13 protein-coding genes are annotated in these 22,612 nt (G+C 35.4%); 11 read left to right on the top strand and 2 right to left on the bottom strand.

Features of this window, described 5'->3' with window-relative positions:
- The first annotated feature begins 28 nt into the window (after nucleotides 1–28).
- The gene (locus K350_RS26750) at nucleotides 29–3,340 is read left to right on the top strand and encodes a Tc toxin subunit A-related protein (RefSeq protein ID WP_162144103.1); all 3,312 of its coding nucleotides are present in this window, start codon (nucleotides 29–31) and stop codon (nucleotides 3,338–3,340) included.
- Nucleotides 3,341–3,442: 102 nt separating this feature from the next.
- On the opposite strand, the gene K350_RS0100210 is transcribed toward K350_RS26750, so the two are convergent.
- Complete coding sequence (locus K350_RS0100210; RefSeq protein WP_028978198.1) at nucleotides 3,443–4,309, bottom strand: tyrosine-protein phosphatase; 867 nt, start codon at nucleotides 4,307–4,309, stop codon at nucleotides 3,443–3,445.
- A gap of 176 nt (nucleotides 4,310–4,485) precedes the next feature.
- A complete protein-coding gene (locus tag K350_RS0100205; protein ID WP_028978197.1) occupies nucleotides 4,486–4,911 on the bottom strand; it encodes a hypothetical protein in 426 nt (141 codons plus the stop codon).
- 451 nt (nucleotides 4,912–5,362) lie between these two features.
- Between K350_RS0100205 and K350_RS0100200 the strand changes: the two genes are divergently transcribed.
- The 10 genes from K350_RS0100200 (at nucleotide 5,363) to K350_RS0100150 (ending at nucleotide 21,991) form a co-directional block, all read left to right on the top strand.
- The gene (locus tag K350_RS0100200; protein WP_156026787.1) at nucleotides 5,363–5,911 is read left to right on the top strand and encodes a hypothetical protein; all 549 of its coding nucleotides are present in this window, start codon (nucleotides 5,363–5,365) and stop codon (nucleotides 5,909–5,911) included.
- Between the two features lie 168 nt (nucleotides 5,912–6,079).
- Nucleotides 6,080–9,439 carry a DEAD/DEAH box helicase gene (locus K350_RS0100195; protein ID WP_028978195.1) on the top strand — a complete coding sequence of 1,120 codons (3,360 nt, stop codon included), beginning with the start codon at nucleotides 6,080–6,082 and terminating at the stop codon, nucleotides 9,437–9,439.
- Between the two features lie 112 nt (nucleotides 9,440–9,551).
- Nucleotides 9,552–12,698, top strand: coding sequence for a DUF7619 domain-containing protein (locus K350_RS0100185; protein ID WP_028978194.1), 3,147 nt, complete (start codon nucleotides 9,552–9,554; stop codon nucleotides 12,696–12,698).
- Nucleotides 12,699–12,709: 11 nt separating this feature from the next.
- The gene (locus K350_RS0100180) at nucleotides 12,710–15,844 is read left to right on the top strand and encodes a DUF7619 domain-containing protein (RefSeq protein WP_081670830.1); all 3,135 of its coding nucleotides are present in this window, start codon (nucleotides 12,710–12,712) and stop codon (nucleotides 15,842–15,844) included.
- 209 nt (nucleotides 15,845–16,053) lie between these two features.
- Nucleotides 16,054–16,230: a DUF6496 domain-containing protein gene (locus K350_RS32600; RefSeq protein WP_169716566.1), complete on the top strand. Its 177-nt coding sequence runs from the start codon at nucleotides 16,054–16,056 to the stop codon at nucleotides 16,228–16,230.
- A gap of 162 nt (nucleotides 16,231–16,392) precedes the next feature.
- Nucleotides 16,393–16,776: a hypothetical protein gene (locus tag K350_RS0100170; RefSeq protein ID WP_037573456.1), complete on the top strand. Its 384-nt coding sequence runs from the start codon at nucleotides 16,393–16,395 to the stop codon at nucleotides 16,774–16,776.
- 7 nt (nucleotides 16,777–16,783) lie between these two features.
- The gene (locus K350_RS0100165) at nucleotides 16,784–17,485 is read left to right on the top strand and encodes a sigma-70 family RNA polymerase sigma factor (RefSeq protein WP_245598394.1); all 702 of its coding nucleotides are present in this window, start codon (nucleotides 16,784–16,786) and stop codon (nucleotides 17,483–17,485) included.
- Between the two features lie 4 nt (nucleotides 17,486–17,489).
- Nucleotides 17,490–18,152, top strand: coding sequence for a GTP cyclohydrolase I FolE (gene folE / locus K350_RS0100160; RefSeq protein WP_028978190.1), 663 nt, complete (start codon nucleotides 17,490–17,492; stop codon nucleotides 18,150–18,152).
- A gap of 659 nt (nucleotides 18,153–18,811) precedes the next feature.
- A complete protein-coding gene (locus tag K350_RS0100155) occupies nucleotides 18,812–21,088 on the top strand; it encodes a TonB-dependent receptor (protein WP_051312723.1) in 2,277 nt (758 codons plus the stop codon).
- Between the two features lie 9 nt (nucleotides 21,089–21,097).
- On the top strand, nucleotides 21,098–21,991 hold the full coding sequence (locus K350_RS0100150) for a DUF4249 domain-containing protein (RefSeq protein WP_081670829.1): 894 nt from the start codon (nucleotides 21,098–21,100) through the stop codon (nucleotides 21,989–21,991).
- Nucleotides 21,992–22,612: the final 621 nt, after the last annotated feature.

The raw sequence follows: 22,612 nt of genomic DNA, 5'->3' as shown, positions 1-22,612 counted from the left end.
AACTCATTGAATTTCTAAAATAATAAAGATGAAAAACTCAGGAAACTTCCATGAATATACAATCAATAAGGAGCTGCAATCAAAGTTAGGCTCATGGGTGCAGACTAAAAAAAATAAAAGAGTAATAAATTATAAGTTATCGGTACATTATCATCCTTATGTAGATGAACTTATTCAATTGCTTAATAAAAAAGGACTGAATTCATTGTTTGATGTGAATAAACTGGCTTCACTAAAAGCAAATCTTTCTGATTACTATATTGCCCAAAACCATATACTCAAACCTGTAGACTTTACAAACGGCACCATTAAAAAAACTTTTGCTCAGGAGAATATTGATGTTAGTGATGATGGCGCATATTCAATTTATAATTGGGAACTTTTCTTTCATGCTCCTCTTGCAATAGCTTGCCACTTAAGTTCAAATCAGAAGTTTGAAGAAGCACAACGATGGTTTCACCATATATTCGATCCTACGAGCAATGATTATACAGTAGAAGCTCCCCAGCGCTTTTGGAAGTTCCTTCGTTTCAGACAGGAAACATCTCCTGAGTTTATTCAGGAAATGATGAAGAAATTAAGTGCTCCTGAAGATTCAGAACTTAAAACCAGGATAGAGAAAAGCATACAGGCCTGGAGAGACAAGCCGTTTCAACCACATGTGATCGCCCGGGGCAGATATCTTGCGTACCAGTTAAATGTATTAATGAAGTATCTTGACAATCTTATTGCCTGGGGAGATAGTTTGTTCAGACAAAATACCATTGAATCCATTAATGAAGCCACTCAGATATATGTGCTCGCATCTAATATACTTGGACTCCGACCAGAAAAAATACCACCTAGGGGAAAATTAAAACCGAAAAGTTATGCAGAGCTTAAAGCAATGGGGATTGATGCTTTCGGTAATACGTTTGCTGAAATGGAAAATGATTTTCCTTTTAATACTGCGTCCACGAGTTCTATAAATCAGAATCAAGGAAGTAATTCAGTATTCGGAATAACCAGAAGTCTGTATTTCTGCATTCCACAAAACGATAAGCTACTTGGCTATTGGGATACAGTAGAAGATCGTCTTTACAAGATAAGGCATTGTATGAATATTGAAGGTATTGTTCAGAAGCTTGCTCTTTTTGATCCTCCCATAGATGTTGGATTGTTGGTAAAAGCAACTGCCGCAGGACTTGATATAGCAAGTATAGTGAATAATATCAATCAACCATTATCTGTAGTCAGAGGTCCTTTGCTTCTTCAGAAGGCGATGGAGATATGCAATGAACTGAAATCATTGGGTAACTCACTACTTTCTTCTATAGAAAAAGGAGAAGCAGAGCATCTTGCCGTTCTCAGACAAAAACATGAGATAAACCTTCAGAAACTTGTAAGAGATGTGCGGTTCTTGCAATGGAAAGAGTCCGAATCTTCAACCGAAGCATTGGTAAAAAGTAGAAATACAGCCTTTGAAAGGTACAAGCATTATAAGAAAATACTTGGCAGCCAGGATGGCGATTTAGACCCACTGAAGAAACTTGATCTGGATAGAAATAACCTGAATGAAGAATCATTTGATGGAATTTATACTGAATGGGTAGGCAAATATGCTGCAGATATTACCAATGAACCCTACAGAGTAGAAGATTCCGTTGGAGGTTTAATGGAATTTGCAGGTAATGTCGTAACTGATATTTTTGGAGGGAAACTTGGAAAAACTCTTCCTTTAAATAAGAATGAAAATGCTGAGCTAAATATCTTCCTGCCAACATCTGATACATTTAATAAAATCGCTATGGGAATTCAGATAGCGGAAGCAGGCCTTAAATTAATTCCTAAGTCTGCTCTTCATGGCACTCCCCTTGGAGTCGGTGGAAAATTAGAAATTGGTGGGGATCAATTTGGTGATAGTGTAAAAGCAGCTACAAAAGCAACTAAAGAAGTGGCAAATGCATTTGCTGGAAGTGCTGAAAGGGCATCCAAAATGGCTGGATATTATCGCAGAGCAGAAGAGTACGTGTTACAGTCTAACCTTGCTGCTAGCGAGCTGGTTCAATATGGACGTCAAATAGTAAGCTCTTTGATAAGAGAACAAATGGCCAAAAAGGAATATGAGAATCACCTTAAGCAGATGGAACAGTCTCAGGAGGTATACGATTTCATGACAAATAAATTTACTCAGGAAGACTTATACTCGTGGATGAAAAGTACGATATCCAAGACTTATTTTGATACTTATAAATTCGCATATGATACCGCGAAAGCTGCAGAAGAGACCATGAAATACGAATTGATGAGAAAAGAATTTGACAATTTAAATATCATTCAATTTGGTTACTGGGATAGCACAAGGAAAGGCCTGTTGGCTGGAGAAACGCTCTATCTGGATTTGAAAAGGCTCGAAATGGCTTATCTGAAGCAAAATGCTCGTGACTATGAAATGGTAAAACATGTGTCTCTTCGCAAGCTTGATCCTATCGGACTTCTGAAACTAAAAGCCACTGGTAGTTGTGAGATTAAAATTCCGGAATGGGTGTACGACATGGATAGCCCTGGACAGTATATGAGAAGAATCAAGACTGTTGCATTATCAATTCCATGTATTACCGGACCTTACACTGGAGTGCATTGTAAATTGGCCTTGGTAAAAAGCTCTATCAGGACATCTAATCTTCTCAAAGATGGAGAGTATGCTCGAGTATTAAGCGAGGAGGACGACAGATTCCGAGACTTTACGGGAACTATTCAATCTATCGTTACAAGCACAGGCCAAAATGATAATGGTATGTTTGAAATGAATCTTAAAGATGAGAGATTCTTACCTTTTGAAGGGGCTGGAGCAGAAAGTACATGGAAATTGGAACTACCAAACGACATACCGCAGTTCGATTTTGAATCTATTTCAGATGTGGTCTTGCATATCCGTTATACCGCAAGAGAAGCTGGATTGCTGAAAACGAAAGCCGTTGATTTTATCAAAGAAAATGTTTTGACAGAACCAAATTCAGTTCAGTTATTCTGTCTTAATTACGATTTCAGCACTGCGTGGTACCGATTTGAATCAGCTTCAAAAGACGCCGACAGGACGCTCAGTATTTCTTTGAACAAGGATATGTTCCCATATTGGGTTAATAAACTTGGTATGGACGATGTTATTAATCTTACTTTCTGCTGCATCGACTGGAGTAAAAACAAATTGAATATCGGAACACAGATCGTCCCTCTAACCATCGACTCATCTAAAAACTGGACTCTTTCAGTTGATAACAGTTCTAGTATATTTCCATTCCTCAAAAATAACAAAGACAAAAAGGTATACATGGCAGTTTCATTTGCCAAGAATTCCTAATTTTATAAAATCACCTATACAAGAAATGCCATGTAAAGACTTACATGGCATTCTTTTATAAATAACCAATTCTCTATTTCCCTTCATTGGTGGGTTACTCAACTATAGATATACCCATTCAAGGTACAACTTTTTCATCTCTGCTTTATCAACTTCCAGAACATTCGTCAGGAAGTTGTCAACTGTTCCATATTGACGTTCAATGTCCTGGAAGAATGTCTGAATAAATGACAGTTCTACACCAAGCAAAGGTCTTAGCTTATCTCCTGATCCGGCGCCATAAGCAATATTGATTTGAGATACTGTCTTCTCAATTGATTCTGACAAATAAACATTTGATTTCATAAAGTCTGCAACAATTGTATCTCTTGGCACATCCAAAGAAGAAAGAATTAGAGCTGCGGTCATCCCTGCACGGTCTTTTCCCGCAGTACAGTGAAATAATGTTGGATCACCTGTTCTGAGCAGATCAAAGATTATTTTCCAGTTAGCTATTTTAACAGAGTTAACTGCATATGCAGGAAGCATGATCTGTTCTGCAGTAATTTTTCCGGAAATAATCTGACCCATTATTTGCGATATACCACCAGAAACATCAGAAGCGATCAGAGATAGGTAGTATATTATTGTTCTTTCAATATTCTTATCAGGTTGGCTTTTGCGCTCTGAGGAAGTTCTTAAATCAATGACTCTTCTTATCCCGAATGCATTTAACTTAGCCACATCCTCGTTTGTAAGTCCTGATAACTCACCTGATCGGTAAAGCATTCTGAATTTAACCTTCTTTCCATCACTGCTCGGATAACCTCCCAGATCTCGCATATTGTCTTCTCCGGCAAGTGCGATGTGTCTTTCTGAAGAGACAGTTGAAGGGTTAGTTGGTTGGACATCATCGCTGTTCTTTTTGCAGGAAATTAATCCAGATAAGATCACAAATAGCAAAAGAGAGTGTCTGATAATCTTTTTCATTTGAACTATACTTTATTTTTATGAGCCAAAAGTATATGTCAGATATTATTTTAATATTGCTGGAGTGTTATTAGAATGTTGAGATCGTTTTCTTGAATTTTTGGTTAAAACTAAAAAAAACATAGAGAAGTCACCTGGGTAGGGTGACTTATGTTTGAAAGAATATATTACTTTAACTATTGGTTAGTCTTTTTATGTCCTCCTTTATTGCCTCCGCCTTGCTTTGCATTTTGCTTCTCACTTTTCTTTTCCTTAAACTTAGCCAACTGCTCAGGAGTTAACACTTTTTCAATTTCAGCTTCACTACTATTCTTTGCAGCTTCCAATTCCTGATGTTGACCTTTTTTGTTTGGTGCATCTTTATATTTGGCTTTGATCTCATCCTGCTTTTGTTCGCGGTTTAAAATTATTGTTTTAATCTGAGCGGTTTGATCAGGTGTCAGACCAAGCTCCTTTGCAAGATGAGCTGAATGCTTCTGAGCTTTTTCTTCAGGTGTTTTAGGTTCCTTTTGATCTGTAGGTTGATGTTTCTGTTGTTGTTGTGCAAAGGATGCAAATGTTAGTAATAGAGAGAATGCAATAAATGAAACAATCTTTTTCATAATAATGGTTTGTGTTTAAGTTAAATTTCGGGTTTTAAATGCTCTATTAATCGTTTAACAGTAAAATACATAGAGTCAATTTCCTGTTCGAAATATTATTCAAATATTTTTTTTATACAAGGACTTTAAAATTTCAAAAAAATGAAAATTGATTTTTCCCAAAAGCTACTAACTCCGTTTAACTTCAATAAATTTCATCGAAAAATTGTCATTACCTTTTTGAAGAAATTTATAAATCTTTTTTTAACTTGAAATGTTTATGGATGAATAAATTACTTTTAAAAATCAATTTTTCAAGCTTTCAAAAGAAACGGAGAAGAAGTAAAGAAACAATATAAAATTGAGCATTTTAAAAAGAATTATTTCCTTTTAAGAGAAGGACAAGTCTGCACTTAATTTTTCTGATCTCTAAGCAAATAGAAGTATAGGAACTCATAATGTACATCAAAATATGAAAAAAATAAGATCACTTTTTATTATGAATAAATCCTTTAGATATAAAGGAAGCCTGGACGATCTTAAACAAAAAATGGGGTCTTCTTCTCAAGGCAAAAATACGGATAAGATTTTATTTCATAAAAATAAAAGTGAATATACCGTATATGCCAATATATCATGGGGGACACTTAACTTCTCGGGAGGTGGCGGCTTTTCTATTAAAGTTCATGTAACCATTGAAGAACGCTTTCCAGAAGAACAGATCGTTAAAATATATACCTGTCTTAGACCAGAAAATTACTTCTTTGGATTCGCCTTCATCCTGAGTTTTATTGCTGCACTTATGAGCAAATCTTTTTTACCTACCCTGATCATAGTTGGCACATTTGCTTTAATAACTTTATGGTTCAATTTTATCTATAAAGTTCAGGAGGAAATTTTGTTAGAAAAGATAACAAAACAATTGAAGCTTAGAGCTCTTAAGGATAAATTAAAATCCGATCAATCATCAAGCAATAAACTTCACTTAATTAAAAAGGGAAATTCTGTTTCTAATAAATAATTATTTGCGTTCTTCACCCAATTTGGTTGAATTTTGGAATTAGACAAACCTGTTAAATCCATTAAATTCAGAAAGTTAAAACCAAAACAAATATCTCTGCTATCAATTTTTCTAATTCCTTTCCCATCCCAACAAATTCCTTTAATTTTGAATAGGAAAGGACAATAAATGAGCAAGCCAATTCATGGATATATTATTGAAGACGTAAACTTTGCTTCATTAAACAAAGGACTTCTTTTTACACATAGCTCAACCCTTGTCGCCACAGATTCAAGAGGATTCTTTGATATTCAGCCTGAAATCATTGACATTAATTTTGTCTCGTTTACAACACTTTCCAATCTCAGAGATTCACCAACAGTTTCAGTCAAAAAGGAGGAGAGCTCTTTAAAGTTTACTTGCACCTGCGGATTTCCGGGAGATAAACTTTGCAGCCATCAGATTCAGATTCTATATAACATAATGGATCGTCCCAACCTGCGGACCTTTTTTGATGAAAAACTAAGGCATGAAAAAATAAGAGATGCTGCCAGAGAATATGGGCTTGAAAATGAGCCAGATCCTGATGAACTATTTCAAATAGAATATGACAGGAGATCATTATCTGTAAAACCGAAGCTGAAAGGGCTCTTTGCTGTTAACGAAGTAACAGATGCATATTTTAAAGAACAGGTCCTGCCCAAGAGAGAAGCTCAGCAGGAAGAGGACTTTGCCTCATATAAACAGACAATTCTTGTTTTTGGAAAACATCGGTATTACGATCACTTTGTTATTGAACTGTTTGAAGCTGAAACAACAAAAGATGGAAATGTCAGAAACCCACTCGTTCCGGTTAATTCAACAGATGCTGTCTGGAAAACACAAGAAGTTGATGTTCTTAAGTTTTATGCTGCTATTGTAGGTTTCCAGAATAACTATTCTGAAACAAAATCCCAATCTGACATAGAAGGATTAAAGGCTGTTGTAAAAAATCCATTGAGCCATCCGGCATTTTTTCATGATAATAATATCTCTGAAAAAATATCGGCTCAATCCATCATTCCTGTGAAGCTTAAAAGCTCAAGAATGGAACTTTCGCTTTCTGTTGATCTGAAAGAGCGCTTTCATGAAGTATCTGCAGAACTTGTCATTGAAGACCAACTTTATGATCTAAAGAGCCTGCAGATGAAATTCGGATATTTCATCAGAATAGGAGATACCATGCATCTTATACAGGATGAAGATCTTGCGCGGGTTATCAGTTTCTTCAGACAACAAAACCACAAAGTACTGATCCATCCATCCAAGTTTGATGCTTTTCAGCAAAACTTATTAGTCGGACTGGAGAATAAATTCCGGATTACCTATTCACATATAAAAAAAGCACCACCCACTCTTCTGGAAGAACAAGGATTTACAGCGCTTTCAGAAAAAATCATTTACCTTTCCGATTCGGAAAATTTTGTCCTCATCACACCTGTCATGAAGTATGGTAATGTTGAAATACCAATTCTTTCCAAAAGACAGATTTATACAAAAGATCAGAATGGAAATACTTTTCTGGTGGAAAGAGACCAGGAAGCTGAAGTTCGTTACGTTTCTTTTTTATTAAGACAACATCCATTCTTCCAGGAACAGGTGAATGGCGATTGCTACTACCTTCACAAACAGAGGCTGCTGGAAAACGACTGGTTTCTTGATGCCTTTGAAGAATGGAAGCGTTATGGCATTACTATTTTAGGATTCAATGAATTAAAGAGTATTCAATACAACCCGAACAAAGCTTCCATTAACATAAAAGTCAACAGTGGTATCAAATGGTTTGAAACAACTATTGATATAAAATTCGGCGATCAGAAAGTTTCATTGAAGCAATTACAGAAATCTGTTAAAGATAAAAGCCGCTATATCCAGCTGGATAATGGAACTCTGGGAATCCTTCCTGCTGACTGGCTGAAGAAATTTTCGGCTTACTTCAATGCTGCAGATATAGATGTGGTAGCAGGAATGCTGAAAACTCCCAAAACAAATTTTAATGAGATCGCTGAACTGTATGAAGAACATCTTCTGACAAATGAGACACTGCAACAACTAAAAAATTTCAGAAATGCATTTGAGCATTTCGAATCTATTCAGGAAATAGAAATCCCTAAGGAACTTAATGCTACCCTTCGTGACTACCAGAAACAAGGCCTTAACTGGCTTAACTTTCTTGATGACTTCGGATTCGGTGGTTGTCTTGCAGATGATATGGGTCTGGGGAAAACGATTCAGATCATTACGTTTATCCTTTTGCAGAGAAAGAAGCAAGCTCATAATACAAATCTTATTGTGGTTCCTGCATCCCTTATTTTTAACTGGCAGGAGGAAATAGATAGATTTGCGCCTTCAATCAAAGTACACACCTTTCATGGTGCAGGAAGAATAAAAGACCCGTCTGATTTTGATAATTATGAAATCATTATCACAACCTATGGAACATTATTATCAGACATTTCTACTCTGAAGAAATACAACTTCAACTATATTATTCTGGACGAATCTCAGGCTATAAAAAATCCTGAATCTCAGAGATACAAGGCAGCCTGTCTTCTTAAATCCAGGAATAAGCTTGTACTTACTGGTACTCCTGTTGAAAACAACACCTTTGATCTCTTCGGACAATTTTCCTTTGTCTGTCCGGGATTGCTTGGCAACAAGCAACAGTTTAAAGGGCATTATTCTATGCCTATAGACAAATTCGAAGATAGCGGAAGGGCAAAGGAGCTTCGCCAAAAGATTAATCCATTCTTGTTGAGAAGGACAAAAAAGCAAGTGGCGAAAGAGCTGCCTGAAAAGACGGAGATGGTTCTGTACTGTGAAATGGGAGAGAACCAGAGAAGTATATATGATGCATATGAGCAGGATATGCGTGACTTTATTGCTTCCAGAAACGAGGATGAGCTAAATAAGGAAAATATGCACTTCCTGAAAGGTCTCACCAGATTAAGACAGCTTTGTAACTCCACTGCATTGATCAGTGAAAACAAAGCCTATGGAGAAGATTCTGCAAAAATAGAAGTATTGATGGAAGAGATTGGGAACAAACATAAGGAGCACAAGATCCTTGTTTTTTCTCAATTTGTATCCATGCTTGACCTCATAAAAGCAAAGCTCGATGATAAAGGCATATCACATGTATATCTGACAGGACAGACAAAAGAACGAGGTGCTGTGATCAATAACTTTCAGAATAACGATCAGGTAAGAGTTTTTCTAATCAGTCTGAAGGCAGGTGGTACAGGTCTCAATCTGACGGAAGCCGATTATGTCTACCTGGTAGATCCATGGTGGAACCCTGCAGTAGAAAATCAGGCAATTGACAGAAGTTACAGAATAGGACAGCAGAAAAATGTAGTAGCAGTCAGGCTTATATGTCCCAATACCATTGAGGAAAAGATCATGAAATTGCAGCAGACCAAGAAGGAACTGGTAAATGATCTTGTAAAAACAGATGCAGATATAGTTAAATCTCTTACTAAGAAGGAATTGATGAGTTTATTTAGGTAGGCTTAAAATTTCACTTATTTAAAACTGTACCTCCTGAAATTTTTCTAATAAAATATAAAATGATAAATTTAGTGTCATAAATTTAGTGTCATAAATTTTAGTCATTTTATCTATGAAAACTTTTATCATTTTCATTTTTTTCTTTGTATTCAATTGTAATAACCTTTTTTCACAACAACCCAACTGGTATGCTAAAACAGAGGGACCAGGAGCATTAAACATATACAAAATTATTCAGGATGATTATGGTAATCTGTTTGTAGGTGGCGTATTCACTGATTCTGTTAAATGGCAAAATCACCAGTTGGTTGGCTCCAAGAATTATACTGGATTATTCATAGCAAAATTAACCAGCTCAGGAGAAATTGTCTGGTTAAAAACTTCTTCATCTAATGAAGGGCCGAGCGCAGTATTAAGTTTAGCTATTGATAAGAAAGGAGATATTTATGCCACCGGTACCTTTTCATCTATGCTTAAATTAGGGCAGATCAATTGGCCATCAAGAGGAGGCAATGATTTATTCGTATGTAAAATTACCTCACAGGGAAAAACAGTTTGGGTAAATGGTGGAGGAGGGGAAGGACCTACTCAAAATCCATATCTTCTTGTAAGTAGTTTTGGATGGTCAGTAGATTGTGGAAGGGACATTGCCGTGGATAGTAAAGGAAATGTTATTATATGTGGATCTATCGCTAACAATACAATTATCAATGGCGTGAACATAGGTAAGGAGGCAGGACGTGCCTTTGTTGCAAGATTAAACCCTTCAGGAAATTTTTACTGGGCAAAAAGTATTGCAAATCCATCATCTATTTGTACCGGAGAATATGCCGGAGCAGTTACGGTGGACCAATACGATAATTTTTATCTAGCAGGAGCAACGCATTGTGGATACGTAACCGATTGCGGTAGTTCCAGTAACTATGGTACTGGTTCTGATGGATATATTATTAAATTTAACCAAAATGGGTATTGTTTATCATTTATGAATTACAGCAACTTTAATGATGATGGAATTACTGATATTGCTGTAAATAAAAAAGGTGATATTTTTTATACAGGTTTCCGTGGTGTATACGGAAATAATAGTATTGATCCAATTCCAAGAGTTCTGGGGAAATTTAATGCTGATGGAAGTAAGGCCTGGGACATCATTTTAAATACAAATACATTAAATCATGACAATGGGGGAGACAACTTATGTCTGGATACTGCCGGAAATCCAGTGGTCAACTATACTGTCGGTTGGCAGGTTTATATACAAACACATGATGCTGAAACCAACGAACTTTTATCTTCTAAAACAATAGGAGATCCTGGTCGGATTCCGGTATTTTCTTCAACATTCATAATTAAAAGCATTGCTGTAAATAAAGATAATAAACTTCTATGCGGAGGGTATTATATGTCTTATGATACTATAAGTAATCCTGGCAATGCAATGGGTAGAACTGTTCCTTTTCTCAATACCCCAATTATGAATAGCTCTGCAATCATTAATGGAAATGTGTTTTATGATTTCAATTCAGATTGCAAGAAAGACAATAGTGAAAAAAGTGTCAGAAATACACTGTTAATGGCCACTCCTGGGCCATTTTATGCTTTGACAGATCCGCAGGGTAATTATGATTTTGTGCTTCCTCCCGGTGATTATACGATTGCATTACTAAAAGAAAATTTCGGATCATCGACAATCAATGCATATTGTCCTGCTGACAAGCAATTAAAAATTTCAGCAACTGCTATGGGAGAAGTTTATTCCAATAAAAACTTTGGTATAAAGACCAATCCATGCACCGACGTTTCTGTTAGTGTTACCCAGGCCAGATTAAGACGGTGCTTTACAAACAACTTGTCTGTTTTATGTGAAAATTCCGGAAGTATAGATGCTTCCGATTTAACATTAAAAGTATTGTTCCCTCAAAATGTAAAACCTGTTTCTTCATCAATTTCCTGGAACTCTGCAAACGATAGTATAGTAACATACAAAATTCCTGTTCTCAAATCGGGGGAAAGATTGTCAATCAATATAGTCGATTCTGTTGTATGTGGGAATGAGAAATTACTTGGATTAACGGAATGTATCAAAGCAGTAATAAGTCCCAAATCATCCTCCTGCAGAATTGCCAGCCCAGAATGGGACAGGTCCAGCCTTGAGATATTCAGCCAATGCCTGGATAACGGATTAGTCAGATTTGTTATAAAAAATGTAGGCACCGGAAATATGCAGGAACCAACTGAATACAGGATACTTAGCAATAATAAATTAATTTATACTTCTAAGCTTCAACTCAAGTCTCTTGACCTTTTAAGTTTTTTGGTATCAGGAATAGGAAGAACACTAAGGGTAGAGGCAAATCAGACTAAAAATCATCCTGAACTTAAGTATGTATTTCTTACAGTTGAGATGTGTAAAAGCACTGAAGGAGAAGTTGCAAAAGGTCTTGTGAATGCATTGCCACAAGATGATGCAAGACCAGAATCTTCTATATCATGCGCAGAAATAGTAGGTAGCTATGATCCTAATTTGAAAGAATCAATTCCAACAGGAATTGGAAGTGATAATGCAATTAAACCAGGTGAGACTTTTAATTATAAAATTTACTTTCAAAATACAGGTAGCGATACTGTTTTCACTGTAATCCTTAAAGATACTCTTGATGATGCCCTTGATCTTTCTACATTGTCTGTAGGAGCTGCTTCTCATCCATTTCAATGGAGCTTAAGAAGTGAGAAAAAACCAGTACTCACATTTGTATTCAATGATATTAATATGCCCGACAGCTCAACTAATTCTTTAATGAGCAATGGCTTTATTGATTTCTCAATAAAACCTAAGCTTTCAGTAACGGAAGGAACTGTTATTAAAAACCAGGCTGGAATATACTTTGATTATAATAGCCCTATATTAACCAATACCGTTTTCCATACTATTAAAAGTGAATACATAAGTGATTTTTCACAAGCAGACCTGATTACTTTTGAAGATGTATCGACTGACATCTCTTCTAAAAATGAAATGAAAGCTCTGATGGTTTATCCGAATCCATCAAACGGAAATGTTTATTTTGAAATAGACCAACATAAGGATCTTGATCTTGAGATATTAGACGTAACAGGGAGTTTGCTTTTCCATGAGAAAGTATATTCAAATAAGATTGAAATATCTAAATCACTATTCAAAAAGGGCATTCATTATTATTTTCTAAAAGATAATGGAGAAGTTGTAAAATCAGGTAAGTTTTTAATAATAGAATAAGCATAAATAACATGTGTAAATTTTTTCTAAATGTCTTATTAGTATTCTGCACACTTTTGCGCTTGGAATGCAATGCTCAAAGTATTTTATGGGGAACAACTTCAACAGGCCCTTCATACACATATGCTGATAAACCTGCATTTGACAGTCAGGGGAATATTATCATGATAGGATATTTTATGGAATCCACGACTTTTGGCAACATAAAATTAACAGCCAATGGAAGTGGAGATATCTATATAGCTAAATTTGATAAAAGAGGAATATGCCTTTGGGCAAAAAATATAGGCGGAAATGAAAGTATATATTATGATGAACCTTTAGCTATAACACTTGATTCTGACGATAATATCATTATGGTTGGAAATATTCAAGGCAGTGATGTTAAAATTGGAGATGTTCCAATCCCAGGATCCGGTCCATATGCTTTTATTAAACTTGACAAGAATGGTAATATGATTTGGGGAAATCTCCAGTCTAATAATATAGCAGCCATAGCCACTGATAACAATAACAATATCTACATCACAGGTACATTTGAACAGAGAAGTTTCTATTACGGAATTGAATTAACCGGAAATCAAAAATCATCTTCAGCTAGTCTTTACGTCATTAAATTAAGTCCCGATAGAACAGGGATTTGGGGAACGGTAGCGGCTGGAGATTCATATGAAGGTTATGTAAATGCTTCGGGGATATGCCTTGATTCACTTGGCAATATATTTATAACCGGTAGGTTTTCTAAAGATGTAAATTTTGGTACTATTCAATTGTCTGACCCCGAAGCTCAACAGGGAAGTTATTTAACAAAACTCAACTCTAGTGGAACTCCCTTATGGGCTAAACAACTTAGGTCTGACTTTTATTACCCCTGGGATATAAGTGCTGATAATGATGGAAATACTGTAGTGGTAGGACAAACTTCATTGGGACAAAATAGTAGCCAGATCTTTGCATGCCGATATGATGCAGAGGGGACTGCTATATGGCAAAATTCATGGGGTCAGGTAGGAAGAGATGATCAGGCATATGGTGTTCGACTGGATAATTTAAGTAATGCCTTTATTTTCGGATGTTTTGGCAATCTTTTTAATTATGGAGATAAGACACTTTTTGCTGAACCACAAGGTGCTACCAATGCCTTCGTTTCCAAAGTTGATCCATCCGGTAACTTTATATGGTCAGAAAACTATTTTACAGCAGAACGTAAAGGAGGAATTGATATAGATAAAAAAGGATTAATAGCAATTTGCAATAGGAGAGATGATGTTTATAAAATAGGAAATAAAACATTTAATATCCTATTTAGCGATGCAACATTGTTACTAATCAAAGATGACTTCACGACTTCTAAAAACTATAATTATATCCAGGGAAAGGTTTTTATAGATGAAAATGGTAATTGCAATAAAGATGAAAATGAAAGAGGCTTAGCAGGTCGGATAGTAGTTGCAGAGCCTGGAGATTATTATGATATGACTGACATCAACGGAAATTTCAGAATAGTTGTTGATGAAGGCAGTCGTGATCTAAAGATACGACAGGTAATTAAACCTAATCTGGATTATGTTGCAGAGCAAAGCTGTCCTGCCAATAATCAAAGTATATCAGTTTCCTTAACAGGTTCTGGTAAAGTATACTCAGGGTACAATTTTGGCAATAAAGGACAGTTTTGTGCACTGCTAAACGTCTCTCTGGTAAAAGACCGCATGAGGAGATGTTTTCCAGGACAAACATTTATTCACTATTCAAACGAAGGAAGTGAATATGTTGAAGATGCTCAGATTAAATTAACAATTCCATCCGTCTTAAGAATACAGAACTCATCAATGCCGTTTTCCAGGTTGAATGATACAACCTTAATCTTCCAAACTGGCTTTATTCCTCAATCAGGAGGAGGGACTATCATTTTGAATGATTCTATTATGTGTGGTGATGAAAGTATAAGAGGTAGAACTTATTGTATGGAAGCAAAAATTTCACCGGCAAATTCATGTAGCAATTATCAATATTGGGATAAATCGGATCTGATTATTAAAACCCGCTGTTTAGCCAATGGAATTCTACAAGCAGTAATTTCAAATCAGGGAACGGGAGATATGTCTGATAGCACGCAACTCAGAATATTTTATAATTCACTGCTTGTATATAAGAATAAAATAAAAATTCCAGCTGGTAAATCAATAACATTAAAGATCTCCGCTCCTGGAAAAACAATCAGAATAGAAGCTGATCAGAATCCTTTTCATCCTGAGAAAGAAAAAGCAATAACTACATATGAAGGATGTGGGAAATTAACCGATGGTAGTATAGCTAAAAATTTTGTTAATGACCTTCCGGTTGAAGATGGAGGGTTTCAACAAAGCACCAAATGCTTTGAAGTAAGAGATAGCTTTGACCCTAATGACAAATCAGTCTTACCAAGAGGATGCGGTCAGGAACATGGTATTTTTTCGACTGATTGGATCAACTATACCATCAGGTTTCAGAATACAGGAAATGATGTTGCATATAACGTAATAGTTGAAGATACACTGGATAAAAGCCTGGATATAGAGACCTTATCACTTGCAGGAGGGTCTCATAACTTCACATGGAATTTGCAGGGAAAAGGATATCCTGTGTTGAAGATATACTTTAATAATATTTATTTACCAGATAGCATCAACGATGAAAAAAATAGCCATGGTTTTATATCATTTAAAATAAAGCCAAAAGCAGCTGTACTTCCTGGGACTGTAATTAAAAATAAATCCCTGATATATTTTGACTTCAATAGCCCAATAATAACAAATGAATTGGAACAAACGATAGTAGAAAAGTGCGGAGAAGATTTAAATCAGGGAAAAGATATTGAAATAGATTATAATCCAGATGTTACAAATACAGTAGAACCTTTAAATATTGACATTTCTCTTTCACCTAATCCATTTTCAGATTATCTGATAATAAATGCAAATTCATATGCATCAGGACACTATAATGTAAAGGTTTCAGATATCTATGGAAAAACTGTACTTAGTGCTACGCTGAATGGATCAGAAAAAATACTTGCGGTAGGTAACTTAAAAAATGGTTATTACTTCTACCTGATTGAAGATGAAAATGGTTCTGTAAGTTCAGGTAAATTACTTAAAATTGAATAATCTAAGTCCATGAGCTTTATCTGAAAATAAAAAATCCATTCCTTAAAGAATGGATTTTTTATTTTCGACCAATCAATTGATTATCAATTGCATTTACCACAACAACTTAAAGTATTTAATTAAATACTTTAAACATATTTAAGGGAATAAAAGCCAACTTTAAATCAATTTCACTTGTTATTTGATAAGGAAAAATCGATTAAAAACGTATGGCAAAATATAGTAAAAAGGCTCAGGAAAAAGTTGCAGAAAATATCAAAGAGATGAAAGAAGGCAAGCTTAAATCAGGCCGTTCAAGAAAGCCGGTAAAAAGCAAAAAACAAGCAATAGCAATAGGACTTTCAGAAGCCAGAAAAGAAGGAGCTAAAGTACCAAAAAAAAAGTGATAAGTGACAAGTTTTAAGTGGTAAGTTCTGATTAGCAACTTGCCACTTAAAATTACATTCACAAGGCACCACTTAAAACTTACTAATTAAACTTAAAACTTTTTTGTAACCATTTACTTGTTCAGTTACTCTAATGTAGTATAACTCAAAACAAAAATAGAAATGGTAACAGCTAATTCAAACTCACTTAGATCTGTTTTTAATTTATTAAAATTCACTTATGTAATAGTGCCAATTGTCGCTGGCCTTGACAAATTCACGAATATTCTCACCACCTGGGAAAATTATCTGAACCCAAGTCTTGAGCCCATGTTGCCATTTTCCCCTCACATATTTATGATGATAGTAGGAGTTATTGAAATAGTAGCAGGAGTCATCGTATTAATAAAACCTCAAATCGGAGGGCTGATTGTTGCAGCATGGTTAACACTTATCGCCATAACGCTGATCACAAGCGGTCGATATTTTGACATAGCCGTCCGAGACCTAACAATGGCTATAGGAGCATTTTCCATGTCAAGACTAGCCACATTTATTAAAGCGTAACAGGGAAATGCCAATTTTAGTACCACAACAATCAAATGCTCCAACTCAATCTAGGAGTAGCAACATGAAATCTGACCAATATTCTGACGGAGAAATAATACAAAAGATTCTGGCAGGGGAGATAGCATTATTCGAAATACTTATCCGGAGAAACAATGCCCACCTATATAAAACAGGCAGGGCATATAACTACAATCATGAGGACACACAGGATCTCATGCAGGATACTTTTATAAATGCTTATGTAAATTTATCCAGTTATGAAAATCGTGCATCATTCAAGACCTGGATAACCAAAATAATGCTTAACAATTGCTTTAGGAAAAAACAAAAATCAGGTTTTAAGAACGAAATCCCTGATGAAATAAAAACCGAGTGTACTCCTATGTTTTCTGATGATCAGTCCGCTGATATGACCAAAACCATTCTAACCAAAGAGCTTGGACTGGTTATAGAAAATGCCTTACAGCAATTACCTTTGGACTATCGAATGGTTTTTTCCTTAAGGGAAATAAACGGAATGAATGTAGCTGAAACATCTGACATATTGGGTATAAGCGAATCTAACGTTAAAGTGAGACTCAATAGAGCTAAGGGCATGTTGAAGAAAGAAATTGAAAAATCATATACACCTTCTGAAATTTTTGAGTTTAACCTGGTGTATTGCGATGCCATGGTAAAAAGAGTGATGGCGGAAATAAAACTATAATTGCATGAATCTGGTCACTGAAACAACGGATACAATAGGAGATGAGCACATCGGGACTTCCATAGATACTCCCTTACGTGATGATGCTTTTGAAATGAATGACGAAGTCAAGATCAAACTAATACAGAAACATTTTAGAGAAATTATGTATCTGTTAGGACTTGACCTGAGGGATGACAGCTTAAGCGGAACACCGCACAGGGTAGCTAAAATGTATGTAAAGGAAGTTTTTAGCGGATTAAATCCCGCTAATAAACCAAACATTAAACTGTTTGATAATAAGTACAGGTATAATGAAATGTTGATTGAAAAGGATATAACCTTATATTCCTATTGTGAACATCATTTCGTTCCTATTATAGGTAAAGTCCATGTAGCGTATATCTCCGGAGGAAAAGTAATTGGTCTTTCTAAGATAAATCGCTTGGTACAATATTATGCAAAGCGCCCACAGGTCCAGGAGCGCCTCACCAACCAGATTTCAGAAGGCTTAAAAGAAGCTTTGCAATCCGAAGACGTTGCAGTCATTGTAGATGCTGTTCATCTCTGCGTATCTTCACGAGGTATTCAGGACACATCCAGCAGTACAATAACTGCAAATTATTCAGGAGTTTTTCAGAAAGAAAAAAGAAAGGAAGAGTTTTTAGGACTACTGAAAAAGTTATAAGATTTGAAAATATAAAAGATCTTTAATATTTTTTCGCCGGCTTTTTCTTTCTCCTTTAAGAAATTTTTTCAGCTTAAGGATTCTTTACTCTGGTCATGTTGAGCTTGCGAAACATCTGAGCTACTTAATCTTCATACCCTTTGCATAGCAATCAACATAGGGCTTCACCCTATATTGGCATAAAGTCGCCCTTCCAGGGCTGGTATCATCAAGTAAAATTTTCCTCAAGCCCAGGAGAGGGTGGTATTCTGTAAACACAAGGTTGAGCTCTATGCATGGTTGAAGTTTAGCTTAATTTTTTAGTGTATTATAATCCATGTCCTGTGGATCATTATTAGTTTGCAAAAATCTGTTGGTATCAAAAGTTACATTATTTAAGGAGCTACGATCTTAACTTCACAGATTGGTCATATTATAAAGTATAATAATTAATTGATGAATAAATGGATTAAGGAAATTAAATCACAGAGAGAAATATAAGATAAATAAAATTCCTCAAAATATACTTTTCAAGAATCAAAGAAAATAATTCATACTATAACCCGTTGAGATCTTGTTTTTAAATAATTTTATAAAAATAATTTTTAACAACTTTTATAATGAAACTTTTAAATTATCTGTTTCTCTTTTTGCTTATTTCAATAATGTATTCGAACGTCATGGCACAAGATATACACTATGATATAAGTGGCTACGTGAGAGATGCAAAAACCAAAACAGGATTGCCAGGTGTAATGATACAGGTATCCCCCGGAGGTGATGGAACGACGACTGATACTAAAGGCTATTACAATCTTTCTGTTACACCTTCTGATTCTGCCGAAATTACCTTTTCATTTGTCGGTTACAGCACTGTTAAGAAAGTGATAGCTATAAAAGGTGACTTGCGTCTAGATGTACCGCTCTCTGAAGAAGCTGCCGAAATAAAGGAAGTAATTGTTGAAGGGAAGAGGTTTAAAACAGTAAGTGATGGGGCTGACATAAGTAATATCGAAATTCCCATAGATCAGATTAAGGATGTACCAACACTAATGGGAGAGAAGGATGTTTTGAAAACCATTCAACTGATGCCTGGTGTTCAAAAAGGAAGTGAAGGTACAGCTGGTTTGTATGTAAGAGGTGGAGGTCCAGGTGAAAACCTCTTCCTGCTCGACAATGCAACAGTATACAATCCTTATCATCTTTTCGGATTTTTCTCTTCGTTCAATGGTGATGCGCTCAAAAGTGTAGAACTTACCAAAGGAGGATTTCCTGCCAAATATGGAGGAAGACTTTCTTCTGTAGTGGATATGGAAATAAGAAATGGAAACAACGAAAAAATACATGCAGAAGGAGGAGTGGGCCTTATCGCCTCACGTCTGACGGTAGAAGGGCCAATAAAAAAAGGGAAGTCTTCCTTTATTATTTCAGGTCGACGGACTTATCTGGATGCATTGATGTATCCGTTACTTCCATCTGATAACAAGGGTGGCTATTTTTTTTATGACCTCAACTGGAAATTCAATTTTGACATCAACCCTAAAAACAGAATCTATCTGAGCGGTTATTTTGGGAGAGACAAATTCTGGGCAAGATTTAAAGATGGTGAAAGTGATTCCCGTGCCTGGTTAAGGTGGGGCAATGCTGCAAGCACTCTGGCATGGGATCATATTTATAATGAAAAGATAAATTCTCAGACATCGCTCATTTATAGTAATTATGTTTTTGATATTAATATAGATGAGAAATATGGAACAGATAACTATAAACTGCGCTACATTTCTAATGTAAAAGATATTTCATTAAAACATGAATTCAATATATCAGCATCTTCCAGTCATACATTAAAAATAGGATTGATCTCTACACTTCATACTTTTAAACCGGAAGCCGTAACATACCGTGAAACAGGTTTTAACGATGTGAAGGTTGACAATAAGATACAAGCAGTTGAAACTTCAGTTTATCTTCAGGATACCTTTAAACCCATTCCAAGACTTACAATCAATGCTGGTGTGCGACTGTCAGGCTATATTACAGCAAACAAAAGTTATGTATTTCCGGAACCCAGAATAAGCGCAGGATATAAGATAACGGACAATATTGCAATTAAAGGAGGATTTGCAATAATGAATCAGTATATATATCAGGTGACAAGCGGGGGAATTGGTTTACCATTGGACCTTTGGGTTCCCACAACCGACAATATAAAACCTGCACAATCAAAGCAAATTGCTTTAGGGTTGGCAAAAGATATTCCTGGAAAAAATATGGTATGCAGTATTGAAGGGTATTATAAGAAAACCAACAGAAGTGTAGGATTTAAAGAAGGTGCTACTTTTTTATTATCTGAAGATATTGTAGAGAAGAATGAAAGCAGTTGGAAAAAAAATCTTACCCAGGGTCAAGGATGGTCATATGGTCTGGAATTTTTACTTCATAAAAGAGCAGGGAAATTTTCAGGTTGGATAGGATATACATTGTCATGGAGCCAGTTGCAATTTGACTCCGTGAATTTTGGAAAGAAGTTTTATGCTCGTTACGATAGAAGGCATGATATCTCACTTGTTGGAATGTACAAACTTTCTGATAAGGTTCATCTTTCAGCAACCTGGGTATACGGAACAGGTAATGCCATCACTATCCCCAATGCTGAATATGGAGGTATTGAGCATAATCCTGGAAGCAATGGTAGTATTGGCGGCAGAAGCCTTACAGATTATGGAATAAAAAATGAATACAGAATGAGAGCATACCATCGGCTTGATATAGGCATTAAATTTATCAAAAAGTTTCCTTCAGGTCGTGAGAGGACATGGGATTTAAGTATATACAATGCTTATTCAAGGAGAAACCCATACTTCTATTTTATGAGTAGTGAAAATGGAATGAATGTCATTAAACAAGTATCTCTTTTTCCAATCATTCCTTCAATAACCTATAACTTCAAATTTTAATACCAGAATATGTCTCGTATATATCTTTATATCATTTTTATCTTATTCGTGTCTTCCTTTTTGTCAGGCTGCATCAGGACATTAGACGAAAAAGATATGCCCAAAATAGAGCCTAAACTTGTTATTGGGGGATACATTTCGCCTCAAGACACTGTAGTTAAAATATTTGTAGGAAAATCAGTTCCGATTTACAAGAAGAGCGATCAGATGTATAATTTAAATCCTCCTGTGAAAGATGCGTCGGTGTTGTTATCAGGTAATGGAGTTTCTGCTTCGCTGCTTTTTGATGAAAAATCATCTTCTTATACAGTTCCGGCTTCTCAATTTCCGATAGTTCCCGGAGCAACGTACCATCTGACTGTTTCAACTCCTGCAGGCCTTTATGCGGAAGCAGAAACAACTGTTCCGGAAGAAATCAATTCAAGCCTCACATTCAAAATAGATACTGTAGAAGGTACATCCAATTATGGATATTCAGGCAAGAGCATCCGGATTTCGGTGTGGTGGGATGATATACAAAATCAGAGCAATTATTATAGAATCTTTGGTGAGATAGGGGTTTTATATGACTCCACCTATTACAATTATCCCATGTATAATTACCAATATAGCCTGAATTTTGATACTAAAAGTATTGTGATTAAAGATATCGGTTTTGCAAACGGTAAATTGGGACCATTCAAGGCGGATACACCATTAGAATCTATGAAAAAACGTTTCAGCAATATTGGCCTCAGTCTTCTGAATATTGATAGAAATTATTATGAATTTTATAAAAGCTACGATTCAAATTATCAGGATGATCCATTCTCTGAACCTCAGAATATTTATACAAATATAAAAGGAGGACTAGGAGTGTTTGGTTCTTACCAGAAGTATTCGATAAAATCAGAGTTAAAATAATTTAATAGTAGTGATTATTAAAGATTCAGGGGAAGATAAAGCATAACAGCAATAGAGTCTATTTACGCAATTTTAAGAAGGGGTTTTTCTTATTGAGAAGAACCCTTTTTTTTATAATTCACAAAACTAAACTATAATTTACACACTGTCTTACAACTTTTTATAGCTAGCTATCATTTTTTCAGATGACTGTTTACAAATGTAAATTCTATTCTAAAAGCTTGAATTAGGTGTGTTAATAAAAAATTCTTTGGCAAAGCCTTTACCTGGTCAAATTTAAAATTGGTCAACAGCCAGAAGCTTTACCGGAATAAAGACAAAGAGGACAACAGCACCGTCAACTGATGGGATTCTTCATCTGGAATCAGAATTTAACCAATTGGAAACGAAAGAATTAAAGAAAAAACTAAGGAAAAAGTAGAATTACTGTTAGGAAAACACAACTTAACATATTGATTATCAATACATTAAAGTAAAATATAGGTAGAGGTCAACTGTAGTTGAAAGATTGTATAAGAGTCTGAAATCCGGTAAATGACTAAGGAAAAGACGATAATTTTCAGAAAAAGAAATCAAACGTAACCAGAATTGAAATTGGAATTGTGATATTTTATAATCCTT

It is taken from the genome of Sporocytophaga myxococcoides DSM 11118, from assembly GCF_000426725.1.
Taxonomy (GTDB): Bacteria; Bacteroidota; Bacteroidia; order Cytophagales; family Cytophagaceae; genus Sporocytophaga; species Sporocytophaga myxococcoides.
The sequence above is the reverse complement of the archived record's forward strand: the minus strand, read 5'-3'. Positions and strand labels throughout refer to the sequence as shown.

Excerpts from the sequence above, each read along its gene's own strand:
- K350_RS26750 (WP_162144103.1), top strand. The coding sequence starts at position 29 with ATGAAAAACTCAGGAAACTTCCATGAATATACAATCAATAAGGAGCTG.
- K350_RS0100210 (WP_028978198.1), bottom strand. The coding sequence starts at position 4,309 with ATGAAAAAGATTATCAGACACTCTCTTTTGCTATTTGTGATCTTATCT.
- K350_RS0100205 (WP_028978197.1), bottom strand. The coding sequence starts at position 4,911 with ATGAAAAAGATTGTTTCATTTATTGCATTCTCTCTATTACTAACATTT.
- K350_RS0100200 (WP_156026787.1), top strand. The coding sequence starts at position 5,363 with ATGAAAAAAATAAGATCACTTTTTATTATGAATAAATCCTTTAGATAT.
- K350_RS0100195 (WP_028978195.1), top strand. The coding sequence starts at position 6,080 with ATGAGCAAGCCAATTCATGGATATATTATTGAAGACGTAAACTTTGCT.
- K350_RS0100185 (WP_028978194.1), top strand. The coding sequence starts at position 9,552 with ATGAAAACTTTTATCATTTTCATTTTTTTCTTTGTATTCAATTGTAAT.
- K350_RS0100180 (WP_081670830.1), top strand. The coding sequence starts at position 12,710 with ATGTGTAAATTTTTTCTAAATGTCTTATTAGTATTCTGCACACTTTTG.
- K350_RS32600 (WP_169716566.1), top strand. The coding sequence starts at position 16,054 with ATGGCAAAATATAGTAAAAAGGCTCAGGAAAAAGTTGCAGAAAATATC.
- K350_RS0100170 (WP_037573456.1), top strand. The coding sequence starts at position 16,393 with ATGGTAACAGCTAATTCAAACTCACTTAGATCTGTTTTTAATTTATTA.
- K350_RS0100165 (WP_245598394.1), top strand. The coding sequence starts at position 16,784 with ATGCCAATTTTAGTACCACAACAATCAAATGCTCCAACTCAATCTAGG.
- folE (WP_028978190.1), top strand. The coding sequence starts at position 17,490 with ATGAATCTGGTCACTGAAACAACGGATACAATAGGAGATGAGCACATC.
- K350_RS0100155 (WP_051312723.1), top strand. The coding sequence starts at position 18,812 with ATGGCACAAGATATACACTATGATATAAGTGGCTACGTGAGAGATGCA.
- K350_RS0100150 (WP_081670829.1), top strand. The coding sequence starts at position 21,098 with ATGTCTCGTATATATCTTTATATCATTTTTATCTTATTCGTGTCTTCC.